We start from the raw sequence: 14,301 nt of genomic DNA, 5'->3' as shown, positions 1-14,301 counted from the left end.
CCTAGGCGTCGTTCCCGAGGCGGCCGACGTGCAGGTCCACGTCCATCTCTTCGCCGCCCTGCCCCAGCCTTGAGCCGGCAATCGACGCCGCACCTGGCGCATCCAGCCCTATTGCGACCCGCACATAGCGCTCGTCGGGGCTGATGCCTGCCGACGGGTCAAACCCCACCCAGCCGAGATCGGGCACCCATGCCTCAGCCCAGCCATGCGGCGCGCAGGCGTCGTTGGCGCCTTGCCGGTACCCCGACACATAGCGCGCCGGCACGCTGATCGCGCGCGCGCCCGCGATGAAGATATGGGCGAGATCACGCGAGCTAGGAAGCTGCTTCGCAAAGGCCTGCGCTGCGGAAAGGCCAGTATCGGGCACATCAGGCACACCGGGGAAGCGTTGCGCCAGCGCGATGTTCCAGCGATGGAGGCAATCAAGCGGGCCGCTGCACGCTCCACGCGACTCCTCCGCAAATGCACTCAGCGCCGCGCTGGTGGTGGTCCGTGCCGTCTCGCGCAGGAACAGCCCTTCGGGCAGCGGCTCGTAGCTGCCGCGCACCAGGCCGTTGGACTCGGTCGTCAGCACCTGCCCCGCCACGGTCACGTCAATGCTCTCCAGCGGCCCTTCGGCATAGAGCATCGTCACCTTGTTTCCGAACCCGTCGGTGGTGTCACGCAACCGCACATCGCAATCGACATCGACCCGCCAGCTCAGCACTGTCTGATCGATCGTGTCACTTGGCGTCAGCCGCAGCATCTGCACCAGCCGAGACTGCGGTTCGCTGAACCGGTATTGCGTGTGATGTTCGATCGCCAGACGCATGCCAGCCTCAAATAAACCTGAACTGCCGCGCGATCGAAGCATCGAGCATCGCATTCTCGCGGATGAACGCTTCGAGATACTCGTGCAGGCCGCTCACCAGCACCTCGTGGCTGCGCGTCTTCTGCATCCGGGCGATCCGTCCGCGCGCCATCCGGTCGGCCTCCCCCTGCAGCCCCGTCCGCTTGGCGAGTGCGTTGAGCAGTTCGACGACCTCCTCCACGCACGCCGCCAGACTGCGCGGCAACTCCGCGTGACAGACGAGCAGGTCGATGACGTTCACCGGCTTGAGGCCATCGGAGTAGAGCCAGCGATAGGCGGTGACCGCCGACACGGTCTGGAGAATGGTCGTCCACTGGTCACGATCGACCACGCCGCCCACCCGCTCCCCCTCGGGCAGCAGAAGATGGTATTTGACGTCGAGCAGCCGGGCAGTGTTGTCCGCCCGCTCGATCGCAGCGCCGAGCTGAATCAGCAGCGTCGCCTCGTTGCGCATCATGCGGTGGATCGCGCCCTCGAACCCGCGCGCCTCGGCCATCACCCCTTCGACCAGGTTGAGCGTCGCCGCCGACCCGCCCGGACTGGAGCGATTGGCGAAGAGCAGCCAGAGCCGGTTGATCGCGGTCCACGCCTCACGCGTTAGCGCCGTCCGAACCGCCCGCGCATTGTTGCGCGCCTGCTCCAGACAGCGCACGATCGATCCCGGATGCGTCGTGTCGAGCGTCAGGTAGCGCGCGACCGGCTGCTGCGAGACAGTCTGCCCGGTCGCGGCGAACCCCTCGGCATTGTAGGTGACGCTAAGCGCGCTGGCCCAGGCCGCCTCGCCCGCCGGGCGCGCCGACAGCGCGTCGAGCCGCACCGTCGCCTCCACCAGACGCGCGGTGAAGTCGGCACGCTCGACATAACGGCCGAGCCAGTAGAGCGCCGCCGCGGTGCGTGAGAGCATCCGCATCAGCCAAGCACCTGGGTCTGGCTTTGCGTATCCCCGTCGGGCAGCAGCACGAAACTGTCTTTGGTGCCGCCGCCCTGGCTGGAATTGACCACCAGCGATCCTTCCTTGAGCGCCACGCGGGTCAGGCCGCCCGGCACCACCCGCACCCCGTCCGATCCGGTGAGGACGAACGGCCGGAAGTCCACATGCCGCGGCGCCAGCCCGGTCTCGGTGACGGTCGGCACGGTCGAGAGCGCCAGCGTCGGCTGAGCGATATAGCGATGCGGCTCGGCCTTTAGCGCGCCGCGGAACGCCTCGATCTCCGCCTTGCTCGCAGTCGGCCCGACCAGCATGCCATAGCCCCCCGACCCGTCGACCAGCTTGACCACCAGCTCGCCCAGATGATCGAGCACATAGTTGAGCGCCTCGGGCTCGCGGCAGCGCCAGGTCTCGACATTGGGCAGCTTCGCCTCGCTGCCCGAGTAGAATTTCACGATCTCCGGCATGTAGCTGTAGATCGCCTTGTCGTCGGCGATTCCGTTGCCGGGCGCATTGATCAGCGCCACATTGCCCGCGCGATAGGCCGAAATGAGCCCCGGCACGCCCAGCAGCGAATCCGGCCGGAACACCAGGGGATCGATGAAGTCGTCGTCGATCCGGCGATAGATGACGTCCACCTTCACCCGCCCGGCGATCGTCTGCATGTAGACCACATCGTCATCGACCACGAGGTCAGCGGCTTCGACCAGCTCGACCCCCATCGTGTCAGCGAGAAAGCTGTGCTCGTAATAGGCCGAATTGAAATGCCCCGGCGTCAGCACCACGCATACCGGCACGCCGCCCGAACCGGCGCGCGGGGGCGCGACCGACCGCATCGTCTCGCGCAGCATGTCGCTGTAGCTATCGACTGCCGCGACGCGAAAACTGCGGAACAGCTCGGGGCACAGCCGGATCATCGCCTCGCGGTTTTCGAGCATGTAGGACACGCCCGAAGGGGTGCGGGCATTGTCTTCCAGCACCCAGAATTCGTCCGGCCCGGTCCGCACCAGGTCGATCCCGCAAATATGCGCCCAAATGCCGTGCGGCGGACGAATCCCGGCGACCTCGGGCCGGAATTGCGGATTCTTGAGGATCAGCTCCTCAGGCAGCACACCTTCCCTCAGGATGCGGCGCTCGCCGTAAATGTCCTCCAGGAACGCGTTGATCGCCTCGACCCGCTGGACGAGCCCCTCGCTCAGCCGCTGCCATTCATCGTGCAGGAAGATGCGCGGAACGATATCGAACGGGATGATGCGTTCGCTCGCATCGCTGTCGCCATAGACGGCAAAGGTGATACCGAGCTGGCGAAAGGTCGCTTCCGCGGATTGCTGGCGGCGATGCAATTCGGATTGGGGGGTTTCCGCGATCCACTCGGAAAGAGCGGTGAAATCGGCTCGCGGGTTATCCGGCCCGCCATGACCCCAGATTTCATCGAACGCGCGGCCTGTCCCCATTCAGCCTCCCGGTGCCGATCCCAATTGCGGGCGTGACGGCGCCGCCATGCTGCAACGCTTTGCTGCGTCGCACAAGGGACTTTGCTACCTAGGTTGAAGCCGCCGCGGACAACAAAAAAGGCCGGGGTTCCCCCCGGCCTTCTCGTCGCTCCTGCCCCCTATAACAGGAACGAATGGCTCATTCGGCGTATTTGACCGAGCAGCCATAAGGCTGGCTGCTCGCCACCGAAACGGCCTTACCCGCTTTCATCTCGCCCAGCGCGGCCAGGACATGGTTGCGCGCAGCCCCCATCTCTTCGACCCGCGCGGCGGGCTTGTCGTCGATACCGCCCTGATACCGCAACACGCCCTGTCCATCGATGATGTACATGTGCGGCGTCGTCTTGGCAGCATAACCCTTGCCGACGATCCCCTTGGGATCGAGCAGATAATGTGCAGGCACTGCCTTCTGCTCGGCCACCCATTTCTTCGCGCCCGCGCCATCGACATGGCCCTGTTTGCCCGGAGCGCCCGAATTGATCGTCAGCCAAACCACGCCGCCGGCCTTCGCCGCGGCCTGGGTCTTCTGCATATTGCCCTGATAGTGGCGTTGCACGAACGGACAGCCCGGGTTGTTCCACTCCAGAACCACCGTCTTGCCCTTGAAGTCAGAGAGCTGGACCGTCTTGCCATTGGCATCGGTCAGCTTGAAATCGGTCGCCTTCTGACCGTTCACCTGCTCGGCCGCGACGGGCATCGCCCATGCCGCAAGCATGGCCGCACCAATCGGGATCAACTTGTTCATCACCCTATCTCCTGGTTTCGCGTTACGCGCCGTCCCCCGGAAGTGCCGACAACATGCCTTGCGTCAGCACCTGGGGCAAGACCTTCGGTTCGCTCGATCCCTTGGGATACCAGAGGTATAGCGGCACGCCCGCGCGATTGTGCCGCTCGATGAAGCGGCCCAGCGCCGGATCGCCGCCGGTCCAGTCGCCGACCAGCACTGCGACATTGTTGTCACTGAACGCCTTGTTGACCGCATCGGTCTCGATCGCAGTCTTCTCGTTGACCTTGCAGGTCACGCACCAGTCCGCGGTGAAATAGGCGAAGACTGGACGCCCCTCGGCGCGAAGCGCGGCGAGACGCGCCTCGCTGAACGGCTCGGCGCCCGCCGCCTTGGCTTCCGCTGCCGCGGCGGGCTTGTCGATCATTGCGACCGCCCAGACCCCTGCCGCGGTCACCGCCGCTGCTGCAATCCACGCCGCGCCATTGCCCGCGCCACGCGCCTGCCGCCGTCCGAGCGCCCACAGCACAATCGCCAGCGCCAGCGCGACGATCAGCCCCACCGCCATGCCGTTGACGCCCTTGAGCCCGCCCAGCACCCAGGCAAGCGCGATCGCGGTGAGGAACATCGGGATCGACAGGATCTTGCGGAAAGTGTCCATCCATGCGCCAGGCTTGGGCAGCAGCCGCCGCAGCGCCGGAACGAATCCCAGCAGCAGGAACGGCAGCGCCAATCCCAACCCGAGACCCAGGAAGATCAGCGACGCGACATACCAAGGCAGCACCAGTGCCGCGCCCAGCGCCGCGCCCATGAACGGTCCGGTGCAGGGCGTCGCGATGAACGCGGCCAGCGCGCCGGTCACGAACGCACCTCCGGACCCACCGCCTGCAAGCTTGCCCGCGAAGCGCGGCGTCATCAGCTCGAACAGTCCGGCGAGGTTGAGCGCGATCCCCAGCACCAGCAGCAGCAGGAACAGGATCACCCGCGCATCGGTCAGCTGGAACGCCCAGCCGACGCTCGCCCCTGCCGCGCGCAGGCCCAGCATCGCGCCGCCCAGCGCCAGCACGACCAGCACGACGCCGGCGGTGTAGGCCAGTGCCTCCGCCCGGGCATGGCCCTCGCTCGTCCCGCTCTTGGCCAGGCTCAGCGCCTTGAGGCTCAGGATCGGAAAGACGCAGGGCATGATGTTGAGGATCAGCCCGCCGAGCAACGCCCCGCCCAGCGCGACCAGCGCCGCAGTCCAGTCGATCGCGCCGCCGCCCGCCGGGCTCCCGGCGACCGAGCCCGGCACTGCCGTTAGCGCGAAACCCTGCCCCGACCCAACCGACAGCACGCCCTCGAGCTTTGTCGGCGTCTTCGTTCCTGCCTTCACCTCGACCACGAGGCTGTCGCCGTCACGGGTCAGCTTCTGCGGCGCGGAATAGTTCATCGCCTCGAGCGTCAAGGGGAAGAAATAGGCATCGGCACCCAGCGGCGCGCTTGCCGGATAGGGGATCGCGACCCGCAGAATGCCGTCGGCAACCGCGAACCGGCCTTCGCTTCCCAGCGGCTTGGGGAAGGTTCGGCGCCATTCGTCAAACCGCGTCCGCCGTTCTGCCGAAATCGCGCCGTCGCCGACAATCAGGTTGATCGACAGGTTCTCGGTCTCGGGTACGCACACCTCGTCGGTGCAGACGAGGTAGTCGGCGCGCACGGTGACCGGCAGCGCGGTACCCGGTTTCAGCCCGGCCGGAACCTTGAGCGTCACCAGCTGGGTGTAGCTGCCCTTATAGACATAGTTCATGATCCCAGCGACCATCAGCCGCGTCGGCACCGGATAGCGCAGCTCGCCCGCAGTCACGCCCTGCGGCAGCTTCCAGTCGAGCCGGGTGTCGAGCCCGGCATCGCCGGGGTTCTTCCAATAGCCGTGCCAGCCCTCGTCGGGCTTCGCGACGAAGGCTAGCGTCACCTCGCCTCCAGGCGCCGGATTATCGGTTTCGGCGACCAGCTCGACGGTCAGGTTGTCCTGGCCGGCCTGCTGTGCCTCAGCGGGCAATATTACGGCCAGCACCCAAGCGAACGCTGTCACCAACGCGAAACTCAACTTGCGCATTCACCAGTCCTTGCCGTGCGGGAGCGAAAGGAACATAGCGCCCCCGGCTCGATTTGCCATCCGGAGGAAAGATGCTTCGTTCGTTCGCCGCCGCCCTGCTCCTCGCATCGCCCGCATACGCGCAGGAAACGCCGCCCGCTCCTCCGCCGGCGCCCGCCGGTCCGCCCAAGCTGATCGTCGCGATCTCGGTCGATCAGTTCTCGGCCGACGTCTTCGCCGAGTATCGCCAGCATTTCACCGGCGGCCTCGCGCGGCTCGCCAATGGCGTGGTCTTTCCCTCGGGCTATCAGAGCCATGCCGCGACCGAGACCTGCCCGGGCCATTCGACGATCCTGACCGGCAGCCGCCCTGCCCGCACCGGCATCATCGCGAACGACTGGATCGACCTCAAGACGCCGCGCAAGGACAAGACGATCTATTGCGCGGAGGACGAGAGCGTTCCCGACAGTAATTCCTCGAACTACACCGTCTCGCCGCTCCATCTGAAGGTGCCGACACTGGGCGAGCGGATGCAGGCCGCGACCCCCGCCACGCGCATCGCCGCGGTCGCGGGCAAGGATCGCGCCGCCGTCATGATGGCGGGCCACAAGGCCGACCAGGTCTGGTGGTGGGGTGGCAAGGCGTTCGTGAGCTATGCCGGGCGCCCCATCCCGGAGGCGATCACACGGGGCAACGCCGCCACCGCGGCCCGTATCGGGCAGGCGCAGCCCGCGATGGAGCTGCCGGCCTTCTGCCAGTCGCGCGACATCGCGATCCCGATCGGGGCGGGCAAGACCGTCGGCACCGGGCGTTTCGCGCGCGATGCGGGCGACAGCCGCCGCTTCCGCGCTTCGCCCGAGTTCGACATGGCGGTGATCGGCATCGCCGCCGACCTGCGCGCTGAGATGAAGCTTGGCGAAGGCGCCGCGACCGACCTGCTGATCGTCGGCGCCTCGGCGAGCGACTATGTCGGCCATACCTATGGCACCGAAGGCACCGAAATGTGCCTGCAGATGGTCAATCTCGACCGTACGCTCGGCAAGTTCTTCGATATCCTCGACAAGACCGGGATCGATTATCAGGTGGTGCTGACCGCCGATCATGGCGGGCACGACCTGCCCGAGCGCCACAACCTGCACGGCATCCCCGAAGCGGCGCGCGTCGCCTCCGGCATGGGCGCCAAGGCGATGGGCGAGAAGGTCGCGGCAAAGCTCAAGCTCGGTGATCGTCAGTTGCTGTGGGGCGGCAATTTCGGCGACATCTATGTCGATCCCTCGCTCCCGAAAAAGAAGCGCGAGGCGGTGACGCGCGAGGCGATCGCGCTCTATCGTGCCAACCCGCAGGTCGCCGGCGTCTATACCCGCGCCGAGATACTCGCGACGCCCAGCCCGAGCGGCCCGCCCGAGACCTGGTCGATGCTCGAGCGCGCCCGCGCGTCGTACTTCCCCGAGCGGTCGGGCGATTTCGTGGTTGCGCTCAAGCCGCGGATCACGCCGATCTCGGATCCCACCAACGGCGCGGTCGCGACGCATGGCAGCTTCTGGGACTATGACCGTCGCGTACCGATCCTGTTCTGGCGCAAGGGCCAGACCGGATTCGAACAGCCGATGTCGGTCGAAACTGTCGACATCCTTCCGACGCTGGCCGGCGTCATCGGCCTGCCGATCCCGGCGGGCGAGATCGACGGTCGCTGCCTCGATCTGGATGCTGGCCCGGGCACGACCTGCTCGGCCAAGTGACTCCCGCCTGATCCGTCATCCCGGTCTTGCGCCGGGGTCCACATCGCCGCGCGGCATGCGATGGAGCCTCTACTTCATCGCTCGCCGCGCGGTTGATCCCGGCACAAGGCCGGGATGACGACCGTTGGGATTACACCTTCCCGTCGCCCAGCATCTTGATGATGCCGGAGAAATCGACGCCAGCATTCCCGGCATCGGCGAACTTGGTATAGAGTTCAGCAGCGCGCGCGCCCATCGGCGTCTCACTGTGCGTGCTCTCCGCCGCCTCCATCGCAAGCTTCAGATCCTTGAGCATCAGCCCCGCGGCGAACCCGCCCTGATAGCCGTTGTCGGCTGGAGTCTGCGGACCCATGCCCGGCAGCGGGGCATAGGTGTTGAGCGACCAGCACGCCCCCGACGAGACCGAGGCGATATCGTAGAACGTCTGCGGATCGAGCCCCAGCTTCTGCGCGAGCAGCAGCGCCTCGCAGGTTGCGACCATGGTCGCGCCGAGCAGCATGTTGTTGCAGATCTTCGACGCCTGCCCCGCGCCGTTGCCGCCGGCATGGATCACCGCCTTGCCCATCGCCGCCAGGAAAACCTCCGCCCGCTCGAACGCCGCGGCGTCGCCACCGACCATGAAGGTCAGCGTGCCGCCCGCCGCAGCCGCGATCCCGCCCGAGACCGGCGCATCGACTGCCGCGAGGCCCTTGGCCTGCGCCGCATCGGCGACGCGTCGCGCGGTGGCGACATCGATCGTCGAACAGTCGATCAGGATCGCGCCGGTGTCCGCCGCACCGAACACGCTGTCCTCATAGACCTGTTCGACATGCTTGCCCGCGGGCAGCATGGTGATGACCGCCTCGGCACCCTCGGCAGCGGCAGCAGCGCTCTCGACCGGCAGGCAGCCCGCCGCCTTGGCGCGCTCCAGCGCGTCGGCGGAGAGATCGAAGGCACGAACGTCGTGTCCCGCCTTGGCCAGATTCGCGGCCATCCCGCCGCCCATGTTGCCGAGCCCGATGAAACCAACCCGCGCCATGTTACTTCCCCGTCCAGTTGCCGGGACGCTTCTCGACGAACGCAGCCATGCCCTCCTTCTGGTCGGCAGTACCGAACAGACCGTGGAACAGCCGCCGTTCGAACTGCACGCCCTGCGCCAGCGTCGTCTCGAACGCGGCGTTGACCATTTCCTTGTTCGCCAGCACCGACAGCGGCGCCATGCCCGCGATCGCCGCGGCGGTCTTGAGCGCATCGTCGAGCAGGTCGGCGGCGGGCACGATACGGCTGACGAGACCGGCGCGTTCGGCTTCCTCCGCGCCCATCATGCGGCCGGTGAGGCACATCTCCATCGCCTTGGCCTTGCCTACCGCGCGGGTCAGGCGCTGCGAGCCGCCCATGCCGGGCGCGACCGCCAGCTTGATCTCGGGCTGGCCGAATTTCGCGGTGTCGGCGGCTAGGATGAAGTCGCACATCATCGCCAGCTCGCACCCGCCGCCGAGTGCGAAACCCGAGACGGCTGCGATGATCGGCTTGCGTGTGCGCGTGAACTGGTCCCAGCCAGCGAAAAAGTTATGGCCGTACATGTCGGCGAAGCCCTGTGCCTGCATCTCCTTGATGTCGGCACCAGCGGCGAACGCCTTCTCGCTGCCGGTCAGCACCGCGCAGCCCTGTGACGGATCGGCATCGAACTTCGCGAAGGCATCGAGCAGCTCGGTCAGGACCTGGCTGTTGAGCGCGTTCAGTGCCTGCGGCCGGTTCAGCGTCACCAGCGTGACGGCCCCGTGCTGTTCGACGAGGATGGTTTCGTAGTTCATTTGGACTCCTGATGCAGGCGCTCGACATTGGCGAGGAGAGCGGCGAGCTGCGCGGGAGTCGCGTGCTCATGCGCTTCCTCGGTCGAACTGGGGCTGTTGTCGTAGGGGATCGGCTCGTCGAACTGGTCGGCTGCGAGGTCCCAATAGCGTCCGTCGATCCGGTTGTAGAAATGGGTGCCGCCCTTGGTCGCGGTCTTGAAGATCTCCCCGCCAAACAGATGCTGAGTGGCGAGCGCCGTGACCGCGCACTGGTTTCGGCACGGGTTGAGCGGATCGAAAGCGTCGGGGATCGTTTCCGCGCTCCAGGCGCGTTTGACCATGTGATAGAAATCGGCCGGGGTCTCGTAGCGCATCAGGGCTCCCATTGTTGATCCGCGGACAAAGGGGCAAAAATCTGGTCGATCAGATGATCGCTCACCTCCTCGACATTCGCCGGATTCCATTTCGGCGCATTGTCCTTGTCGATGATCAGCGCGCGGACGCCCTCGATGAAATCGTGGCGCTGCACGACATGGCTGCCGACTGCGAACTCCTGCCGCATTTCGTCCTCGAAGGTCGGCATGGTCTTGCCGTCGAGCAGCAGCTTGAGGCTGACCTTCATCGTCTGCGGCGACTTGGTGCGCAGCGTCGCGAGCTGCTGCGCCGCCCATTCGCCGCCATCCGCTTCGAGCGCGGCGAGCACGTCTTCAAGCCTGTCCGATGCGAAGAGACGGTCGATCGCGCCGCGATGGGCAAGGATACGGGCATCGGGCGCGGGCGAGGACAGCGCGTCCAGCACCGCATCGATCGCCTGAGGATCAGCGATGATCCGCGCCTTGGCATCTTCCAGCGCTTCGGAATGGAGGTAGTGGCTCGCCAACCCCAGCGCGAGGCACTCGGCGCCGTCGAGGCGGTGCCCGGTCAGTGCGAGATACTGGCCGGTGCGCCCCGCAAGCCGCGAGAGATACCAGCCGCCGCCGACATCGGGGAACAGGCCGATCCCGGTCTCCGGCATCGCCAGCTTGGTATTCTCGGTTGCCACCCGATACTTGGCCGGCTGCGAAATCCCGACACCGCCGCCCATCGTGATGCCGTCCATGAAGGCGACGACCGGCTTGGCATAGGTGAACAGCGCATGATTCATCCGGTATTCGACCCGGAAGAAGTCGCGCGCCGCGCTGCCGTCGCCCGCGCCACTCTCAGCGATCATGCGGATATCGCCGCCGGCGCAGAAACCCCGGCCCTCGGCGTGATCGATCATCACCACCTCGACCGCGGTATCGTCGCGCCATGAAATCAGCGCATCCAGGATTGCGGCGCACATACCGGTGTTGAGTGCATGGATTGCCTTGGGCCGGTTGAGCCGGATGCGACCGACCTGGCCTTCGACCGAAATCAGGACATCGCTCATTCGGATTTCGCCCCGGTCATGTTGCCGAGACCCGGATTGGCGTCACGCGAGGGCACGCTGATCAGCGTCACGCCTTCATGGGTGCCGACCACCTTGCCGCTTCCGGCCAGCGCCTGTGCCGCCACGGAACGCGCATCACCGGGGCAGCCGACCAAGGTGGCGCTGTCGTCGAGATAGTCCACCGTCGCCACGCTTTCGCCGATGCGGCGGCACGGATCACCCGCGTTCGGATAGCCATCCCCCACGACATACAGCGTGTCAGGCCAGACGAACGCCGTGTCCGCGGCATTGCCCAGCCCGGCATCGTTCGCGATCAGCGCCGGGCTATTGTCGACCGCGTTCTCGGCAACGGTGTTGGCGTTGTCCGCACCATTGCAGCCGGCGACGAGCACCAGTGCCAGCGGCGCGATCCAGTGTCGCTTCATGGTCATGTCTCCCATCACTGGCGGGTCAACTCCCGTCCGACGATCATCCGCATCACCTGATTGGTGCCCTCGAGGATCGAATGGACGCGCAGGTCGCGCCAGAAGCGTTCGATCGGATAGTCCATGAGGTAGCCATAGCCGCCATGGAGCTGAAGCGCGCGATCGACCACCGACGATCCGGTATCGGTCGCGAAACGCTTGGCCATCGCCGCGAACTTGGTCTTGTCGGGCGCGTTCGAAGTCACCTTGGCCGCGGCGAGGTAAAGCAGCGCGCGCGCAGCCTCCAGCTCGGTCGCCATGTCGGCGAGCATGAACTGAGTGTTCTGGAAATCGGCGATCGCCGAGCCGAACTGCTTGCGGTCCTTGGTGTACTGCACCGCTTCGTCGAGGCAGCGCTGCGCCCCGCCGAGCGAGCAGGCGCCGATGTTGAGCCGCCCGCCGTCGAGCCCCATCATGGCGATACGGAAGCCCTCCCCCTCGCCGCCGACGAGATTTTCTACGGGCACGCGGACATTGTCGAACGTCACCTGGCGTGTTGGCTGCGCATGCCAACCCAACTTGCGCTCATTGGCGCCGAAGCTGACGCCGGGCATGTCCTTTTCGATCGCGAGGCACGAAATGCCCTTGGGGCCGTCGGCGCCGGTGCGGACCATGGTGACATAAAGCTCGTTCTCGCCCGCACCGGAGATGAATTGCTTCGAGCCGTTGACGATGAAGTGATCCCCGTCACGCTTCGCCGTGGTCTTGAGCGCGGCAGCATCGGAGCCCGAGGACGGCTCGGTCAGGCAGTAACTCGCCAGCCAGTCGGCGGTGACGAGCCGGGGCAGATACTTGTCCTTCACCGCCTGCGACCCGAAACGGTCGATCATCCAGCTCGCCATATTGTGGATCGAGATGAACGCGCTGGTCGCGGGACAGCCATAGGCCATCGCCTCCATGATCAGCGCCGATTCGAGCCGACCGAGGCCGATCCCGCCGCTCTCCTCGGAGACATAGATCGCGCCGAAGCCGAGTTCGGCCGCGGCCTTCACTGTCTCACGCGGGAAGATGTGCTTCTCGTCCCACTCGGCGGCGTGCGGGGTGATCGCGTCCGCGGTGAACTTGCGCGCCATCTCCTGGATCGCGCGCTGGTCTTCGTTGAGATCGAACTGCTCCATCATCCCCTCTTTTCATTCGCCGGTTGAACGCCGCCCAGGTCCGTGCGATCCGATGCCGCACAGATCGGGGAGGTTCACCGCATGAAGCTTCGTCTTTTGCTCGTCGCGCCGCTGCTTGCTACCGGCGCCTGCGCCACGCCCGAGACGCTCAACAGCCTTGCCGTCAGCATCTGCCAGAAACAGGAAGGATGTCATGTCCGCGATCAGGCGCCCCGCCACGGATCGCAGCAGCAACGCGCGGTCGAGGACGTGATCGAAGGCCGTCAGGAGCCGATGTAGCGCGACGCTCATTCCGCCTCGCCCAGCACGCGGCGGCGGAAGAGCGGGCCCATGAGATCGGGATCGTTGCGCGCGTACCAGCGCGGCGCGGGCAGACCTTTCTGCCAGGCCAACGCCTCGGTCAGCGTGCCCTGAGCGATGGGAGCGTCGGGAACCAGCGCGCCGAGCGGATCGGCATAGGCGGCGTCGGCGGTGACGATCTCCCACCCCTTCGCCCGCAGCGCCGCGACCAACTCGTCCAAGAACATCGCCGCAACGTCGTTCTCGTGCAGCAGCAGCATCTGGACGGGCTGACGGCCGACGGCCTTCACCATCAGCCCGTCATAGAATTCGGCGGCCTCAACATGGCTTTCGACATAGAGGTCGCGCAGCGCATCCAGATCGACGCGCTTCCCGGCCTTTTTAGCCGCCATCGCCTGATCGTCGATGAACCAATCGACCGATTCGGCGGTGACATAGCCGTTGGACAGGCCGCGCGCCTTGAGCCCCGCACGCACGACGTCGCGCTTGGCCTTGTCCTTGCCGCCTTCGTCGAGAAACGGGAAGCGGAACCAGGGGCGGTAACCGGGGCGATCCTTGAGCCAAGTCCCGGCGCGGTCGATATCGGCAAGATACGCCTCAGCCGTCATCCCGCTCAGCCGTTGATGCGCGAAGCTGTGGTTGGCGATGACATGGCCGGCGGCGACATAGGCTGCGATGTTCGCGGCGCCATTGCCAAAGCCCGCCTTTTCCAGATTGCCGACGGTGACGAAGAAGGCGGCCTGCTTGACCCTGGCCTTGCGCAGCGACTGGACCAGCATCTTCGCCCGCGCATCGGGGGGCATGAAACCGCCCGCATGGCGCGGGGTATCATCGAAGCTGATCGCGATCCGTTTCTGCGCGGCGGCGGGAGCGAGCGTCAGCAGAAATCCGCAAAATGCCGCGATCCATTTCATGCGCCTTGCCTCATCTGCGGATTGCCGGTCGGGATTCGCGATCCTAGCATCGTCGCGACGGAAACGAGAGGACGCCGATGCTCACCACGCTGATGATCGCCGCCGCCGCCCAGGCAAGCTTTACCGCGACGCTCGAACGACACGTCGCCGCCATCCCAAAGCGCGACTTTACGGAGATCGAGGCGACGATCACCAGGGGCGACCGGCTCGAGCTGATCCTTCCCAATGGCAAGCGCATGACCACGCGGGCCGAATTCCTTGCCTTCCACCGCGAATTCTTTGCGGACAAGAGCTGGTCGATGCGCTTCGAACGCCAGTCGCTGATCGAGGGCAAGGACATCGCGATCGCCACCTACCGCACCTACTTTTCCTCGTCCGACGAGGGAAAGCCGGTCAACACCAGCAGCTGGCTCACGCTCACCTTCCGCCGGGAAGGCGGCGAATGGCGGCTGGTTCACGACCAGAATACGCGCATTCCGGCCAGCTGAAGCTTTCCCCAGAGGTTCGCCAGATGCCC

15 protein-coding genes are annotated in these 14,301 nt (G+C 66.1%); 3 read left to right on the top strand and 12 right to left on the bottom strand.

What is annotated here, in order from left to right:
• Position 1 precedes the first annotated feature (1 nt).
• The 5 genes from BDW16_RS18225 to BDW16_RS18205 form a co-directional block, all read right to left on the bottom strand.
• A complete protein-coding gene (locus tag BDW16_RS18225) occupies positions 2 to 811 on the bottom strand; it encodes a transglutaminase family protein (protein ID WP_066574585.1) in 810 nt (269 codons plus the stop codon).
• A 7-nt stretch (positions 812 to 818) separates the two neighbouring features.
• Positions 819 to 1,754 (bottom strand): alpha-E domain-containing protein, encoded by a 936-nt coding sequence (locus BDW16_RS18220; RefSeq protein WP_174532036.1) that lies wholly within the window; start codon positions 1,752 to 1,754, stop codon positions 819 to 821.
• Positions 1,755 to 1,759: 5 nt separating this feature from the next.
• Positions 1,760 to 3,232, bottom strand: coding sequence for a circularly permuted type 2 ATP-grasp protein (locus BDW16_RS18215; RefSeq protein WP_066574593.1), 1,473 nt, complete (start codon positions 3,230 to 3,232; stop codon positions 1,760 to 1,762).
• A 178-nt stretch (positions 3,233 to 3,410) separates the two neighbouring features.
• Positions 3,411 to 4,016, bottom strand: a complete 606-nt coding sequence (locus BDW16_RS18210; protein ID WP_066574596.1) for a redoxin domain-containing protein — start codon at positions 4,014 to 4,016, stop codon at positions 3,411 to 3,413.
• 22 nt (positions 4,017 to 4,038) lie between these two features.
• Complete coding sequence (locus BDW16_RS18205) at positions 4,039 to 6,087, bottom strand: protein-disulfide reductase DsbD family protein (RefSeq protein WP_066574598.1); 2,049 nt, start codon at positions 6,085 to 6,087, stop codon at positions 4,039 to 4,041.
• 71 nt (positions 6,088 to 6,158) lie between these two features.
• On the opposite strand from BDW16_RS18205, the gene BDW16_RS18200 reads away from it, so the two are divergent.
• Entirely contained in the window at positions 6,159 to 7,805 is a 1,647-nt protein-coding gene (locus tag BDW16_RS18200) for an alkaline phosphatase family protein (protein WP_066574600.1), read from the top strand.
• Between the two features lie 130 nt (positions 7,806 to 7,935).
• On the opposite strand, the gene mmsB is transcribed toward BDW16_RS18200, so the two are convergent.
• From mmsB to BDW16_RS18170, 6 genes are read right to left on the bottom strand one after another with little or no spacing between them, the layout of a single operon-like run.
• Positions 7,936 to 8,823, bottom strand: coding sequence for a 3-hydroxyisobutyrate dehydrogenase (gene mmsB, locus BDW16_RS18195; RefSeq protein WP_066574602.1), 888 nt, complete (start codon positions 8,821 to 8,823; stop codon positions 7,936 to 7,938).
• Between the two features lies 1 nt (position 8,824).
• Positions 8,825 to 9,598: an enoyl-CoA hydratase gene (locus tag BDW16_RS21730; protein WP_066574605.1), complete on the bottom strand. Its 774-nt coding sequence runs from the start codon at positions 9,596 to 9,598 to the stop codon at positions 8,825 to 8,827.
• Positions 9,595 to 9,951, bottom strand: coding sequence for a YunG family protein (locus BDW16_RS18185; protein WP_174532032.1), 357 nt, complete (start codon positions 9,949 to 9,951; stop codon positions 9,595 to 9,597). The genes BDW16_RS21730 and BDW16_RS18185 overlap by 4 nt, the downstream gene beginning before the upstream one ends.
• The gene (locus tag BDW16_RS18180) at positions 9,951 to 10,988 is read right to left on the bottom strand and encodes an enoyl-CoA hydratase/isomerase family protein (protein ID WP_066574610.1); all 1,038 of its coding nucleotides are present in this window, start codon (positions 10,986 to 10,988) and stop codon (positions 9,951 to 9,953) included. The genes BDW16_RS18185 and BDW16_RS18180 overlap by 1 nt, the downstream gene beginning before the upstream one ends.
• The gene (locus BDW16_RS18175; RefSeq protein ID WP_125958809.1) at positions 10,985 to 11,413 is read right to left on the bottom strand and encodes a hypothetical protein; all 429 of its coding nucleotides are present in this window, start codon (positions 11,411 to 11,413) and stop codon (positions 10,985 to 10,987) included. The genes BDW16_RS18180 and BDW16_RS18175 overlap by 4 nt, the downstream gene beginning before the upstream one ends.
• A 14-nt stretch (positions 11,414 to 11,427) precedes the next feature.
• On the bottom strand, positions 11,428 to 12,570 hold the full coding sequence (locus BDW16_RS18170; protein ID WP_066574616.1) for an acyl-CoA dehydrogenase family protein: 1,143 nt from the start codon (positions 12,568 to 12,570) through the stop codon (positions 11,428 to 11,430).
• A gap of 81 nt (positions 12,571 to 12,651) precedes the next feature.
• On the opposite strand from BDW16_RS18170, the gene BDW16_RS18165 reads away from it, so the two are divergent.
• The gene (locus BDW16_RS18165; protein ID WP_066574618.1) at positions 12,652 to 12,849 is read left to right on the top strand and encodes a hypothetical protein; all 198 of its coding nucleotides are present in this window, start codon (positions 12,652 to 12,654) and stop codon (positions 12,847 to 12,849) included.
• Positions 12,850 to 12,857: 8 nt separating this feature from the next.
• Here BDW16_RS18165 and BDW16_RS18160 read toward each other — a convergent pair whose 3' ends face one another.
• Positions 12,858 to 13,784, bottom strand: coding sequence for a polysaccharide deacetylase family protein (locus BDW16_RS18160; protein ID WP_066574621.1), 927 nt, complete (start codon positions 13,782 to 13,784; stop codon positions 12,858 to 12,860).
• Positions 13,785 to 13,861: 77 nt separating this feature from the next.
• On the opposite strand from BDW16_RS18160, the gene BDW16_RS18155 reads away from it, so the two are divergent.
• Positions 13,862 to 14,272, top strand: coding sequence for a YybH family protein (locus tag BDW16_RS18155; protein ID WP_066574622.1), 411 nt, complete (start codon positions 13,862 to 13,864; stop codon positions 14,270 to 14,272).
• The last annotated feature ends 29 nt before the right edge of the window (positions 14,273 to 14,301 follow it).

Origin of the sequence: Sphingomonas koreensis (assembly GCF_002797435.1) — a bacterium.
Taxonomy (GTDB): Bacteria; Pseudomonadota; Alphaproteobacteria; order Sphingomonadales; family Sphingomonadaceae; genus Sphingomonas; species Sphingomonas koreensis.
Note: the sequence above shows the minus strand (reverse complement) of the source record. Positions and strands in the feature narration are given on the sequence as shown.

What these genes read in the sequence shown, in the direction of transcription:
- BDW16_RS18225 (WP_066574585.1), bottom strand. Translation starts at nt 811, where the DNA reads ATGCGTCTGGCGATCGAACATCACACGCAATACCGGTTCAGCGAACCG.
- BDW16_RS18220 (WP_174532036.1), bottom strand. Translation starts at nt 1,754, where the DNA reads ATGCTCTCACGCACCGCGGCGGCGCTCTACTGGCTCGGCCGTTATGTC.
- BDW16_RS18215 (WP_066574593.1), bottom strand. Translation starts at nt 3,232, where the DNA reads ATGGGGACAGGCCGCGCGTTCGATGAAATCTGGGGTCATGGCGGGCCG.
- BDW16_RS18210 (WP_066574596.1), bottom strand. Translation starts at nt 4,016, where the DNA reads ATGAACAAGTTGATCCCGATTGGTGCGGCCATGCTTGCGGCATGGGCG.
- BDW16_RS18205 (WP_066574598.1), bottom strand. Translation starts at nt 6,087, where the DNA reads ATGCGCAAGTTGAGTTTCGCGTTGGTGACAGCGTTCGCTTGGGTGCTG.
- BDW16_RS18200 (WP_066574600.1), top strand. Translation starts at nt 6,159, where the DNA reads ATGCTTCGTTCGTTCGCCGCCGCCCTGCTCCTCGCATCGCCCGCATAC.
- mmsB (WP_066574602.1), bottom strand. Translation starts at nt 8,823, where the DNA reads ATGGCGCGGGTTGGTTTCATCGGGCTCGGCAACATGGGCGGCGGGATG.
- BDW16_RS21730 (WP_066574605.1), bottom strand. Translation starts at nt 9,598, where the DNA reads ATGAACTACGAAACCATCCTCGTCGAACAGCACGGGGCCGTCACGCTG.
- BDW16_RS18185 (WP_174532032.1), bottom strand. Translation starts at nt 9,951, where the DNA reads ATGCGCTACGAGACCCCGGCCGATTTCTATCACATGGTCAAACGCGCC.
- BDW16_RS18180 (WP_066574610.1), bottom strand. Translation starts at nt 10,988, where the DNA reads ATGAGCGATGTCCTGATTTCGGTCGAAGGCCAGGTCGGTCGCATCCGG.
- BDW16_RS18175 (WP_125958809.1), bottom strand. Translation starts at nt 11,413, where the DNA reads ATGAAGCGACACTGGATCGCGCCGCTGGCACTGGTGCTCGTCGCCGGC.
- BDW16_RS18170 (WP_066574616.1), bottom strand. Translation starts at nt 12,570, where the DNA reads ATGGAGCAGTTCGATCTCAACGAAGACCAGCGCGCGATCCAGGAGATG.
- BDW16_RS18165 (WP_066574618.1), top strand. Translation starts at nt 12,652, where the DNA reads ATGAAGCTTCGTCTTTTGCTCGTCGCGCCGCTGCTTGCTACCGGCGCC.
- BDW16_RS18160 (WP_066574621.1), bottom strand. Translation starts at nt 13,784, where the DNA reads ATGAAATGGATCGCGGCATTTTGCGGATTTCTGCTGACGCTCGCTCCC.
- BDW16_RS18155 (WP_066574622.1), top strand. Translation starts at nt 13,862, where the DNA reads ATGCTCACCACGCTGATGATCGCCGCCGCCGCCCAGGCAAGCTTTACC.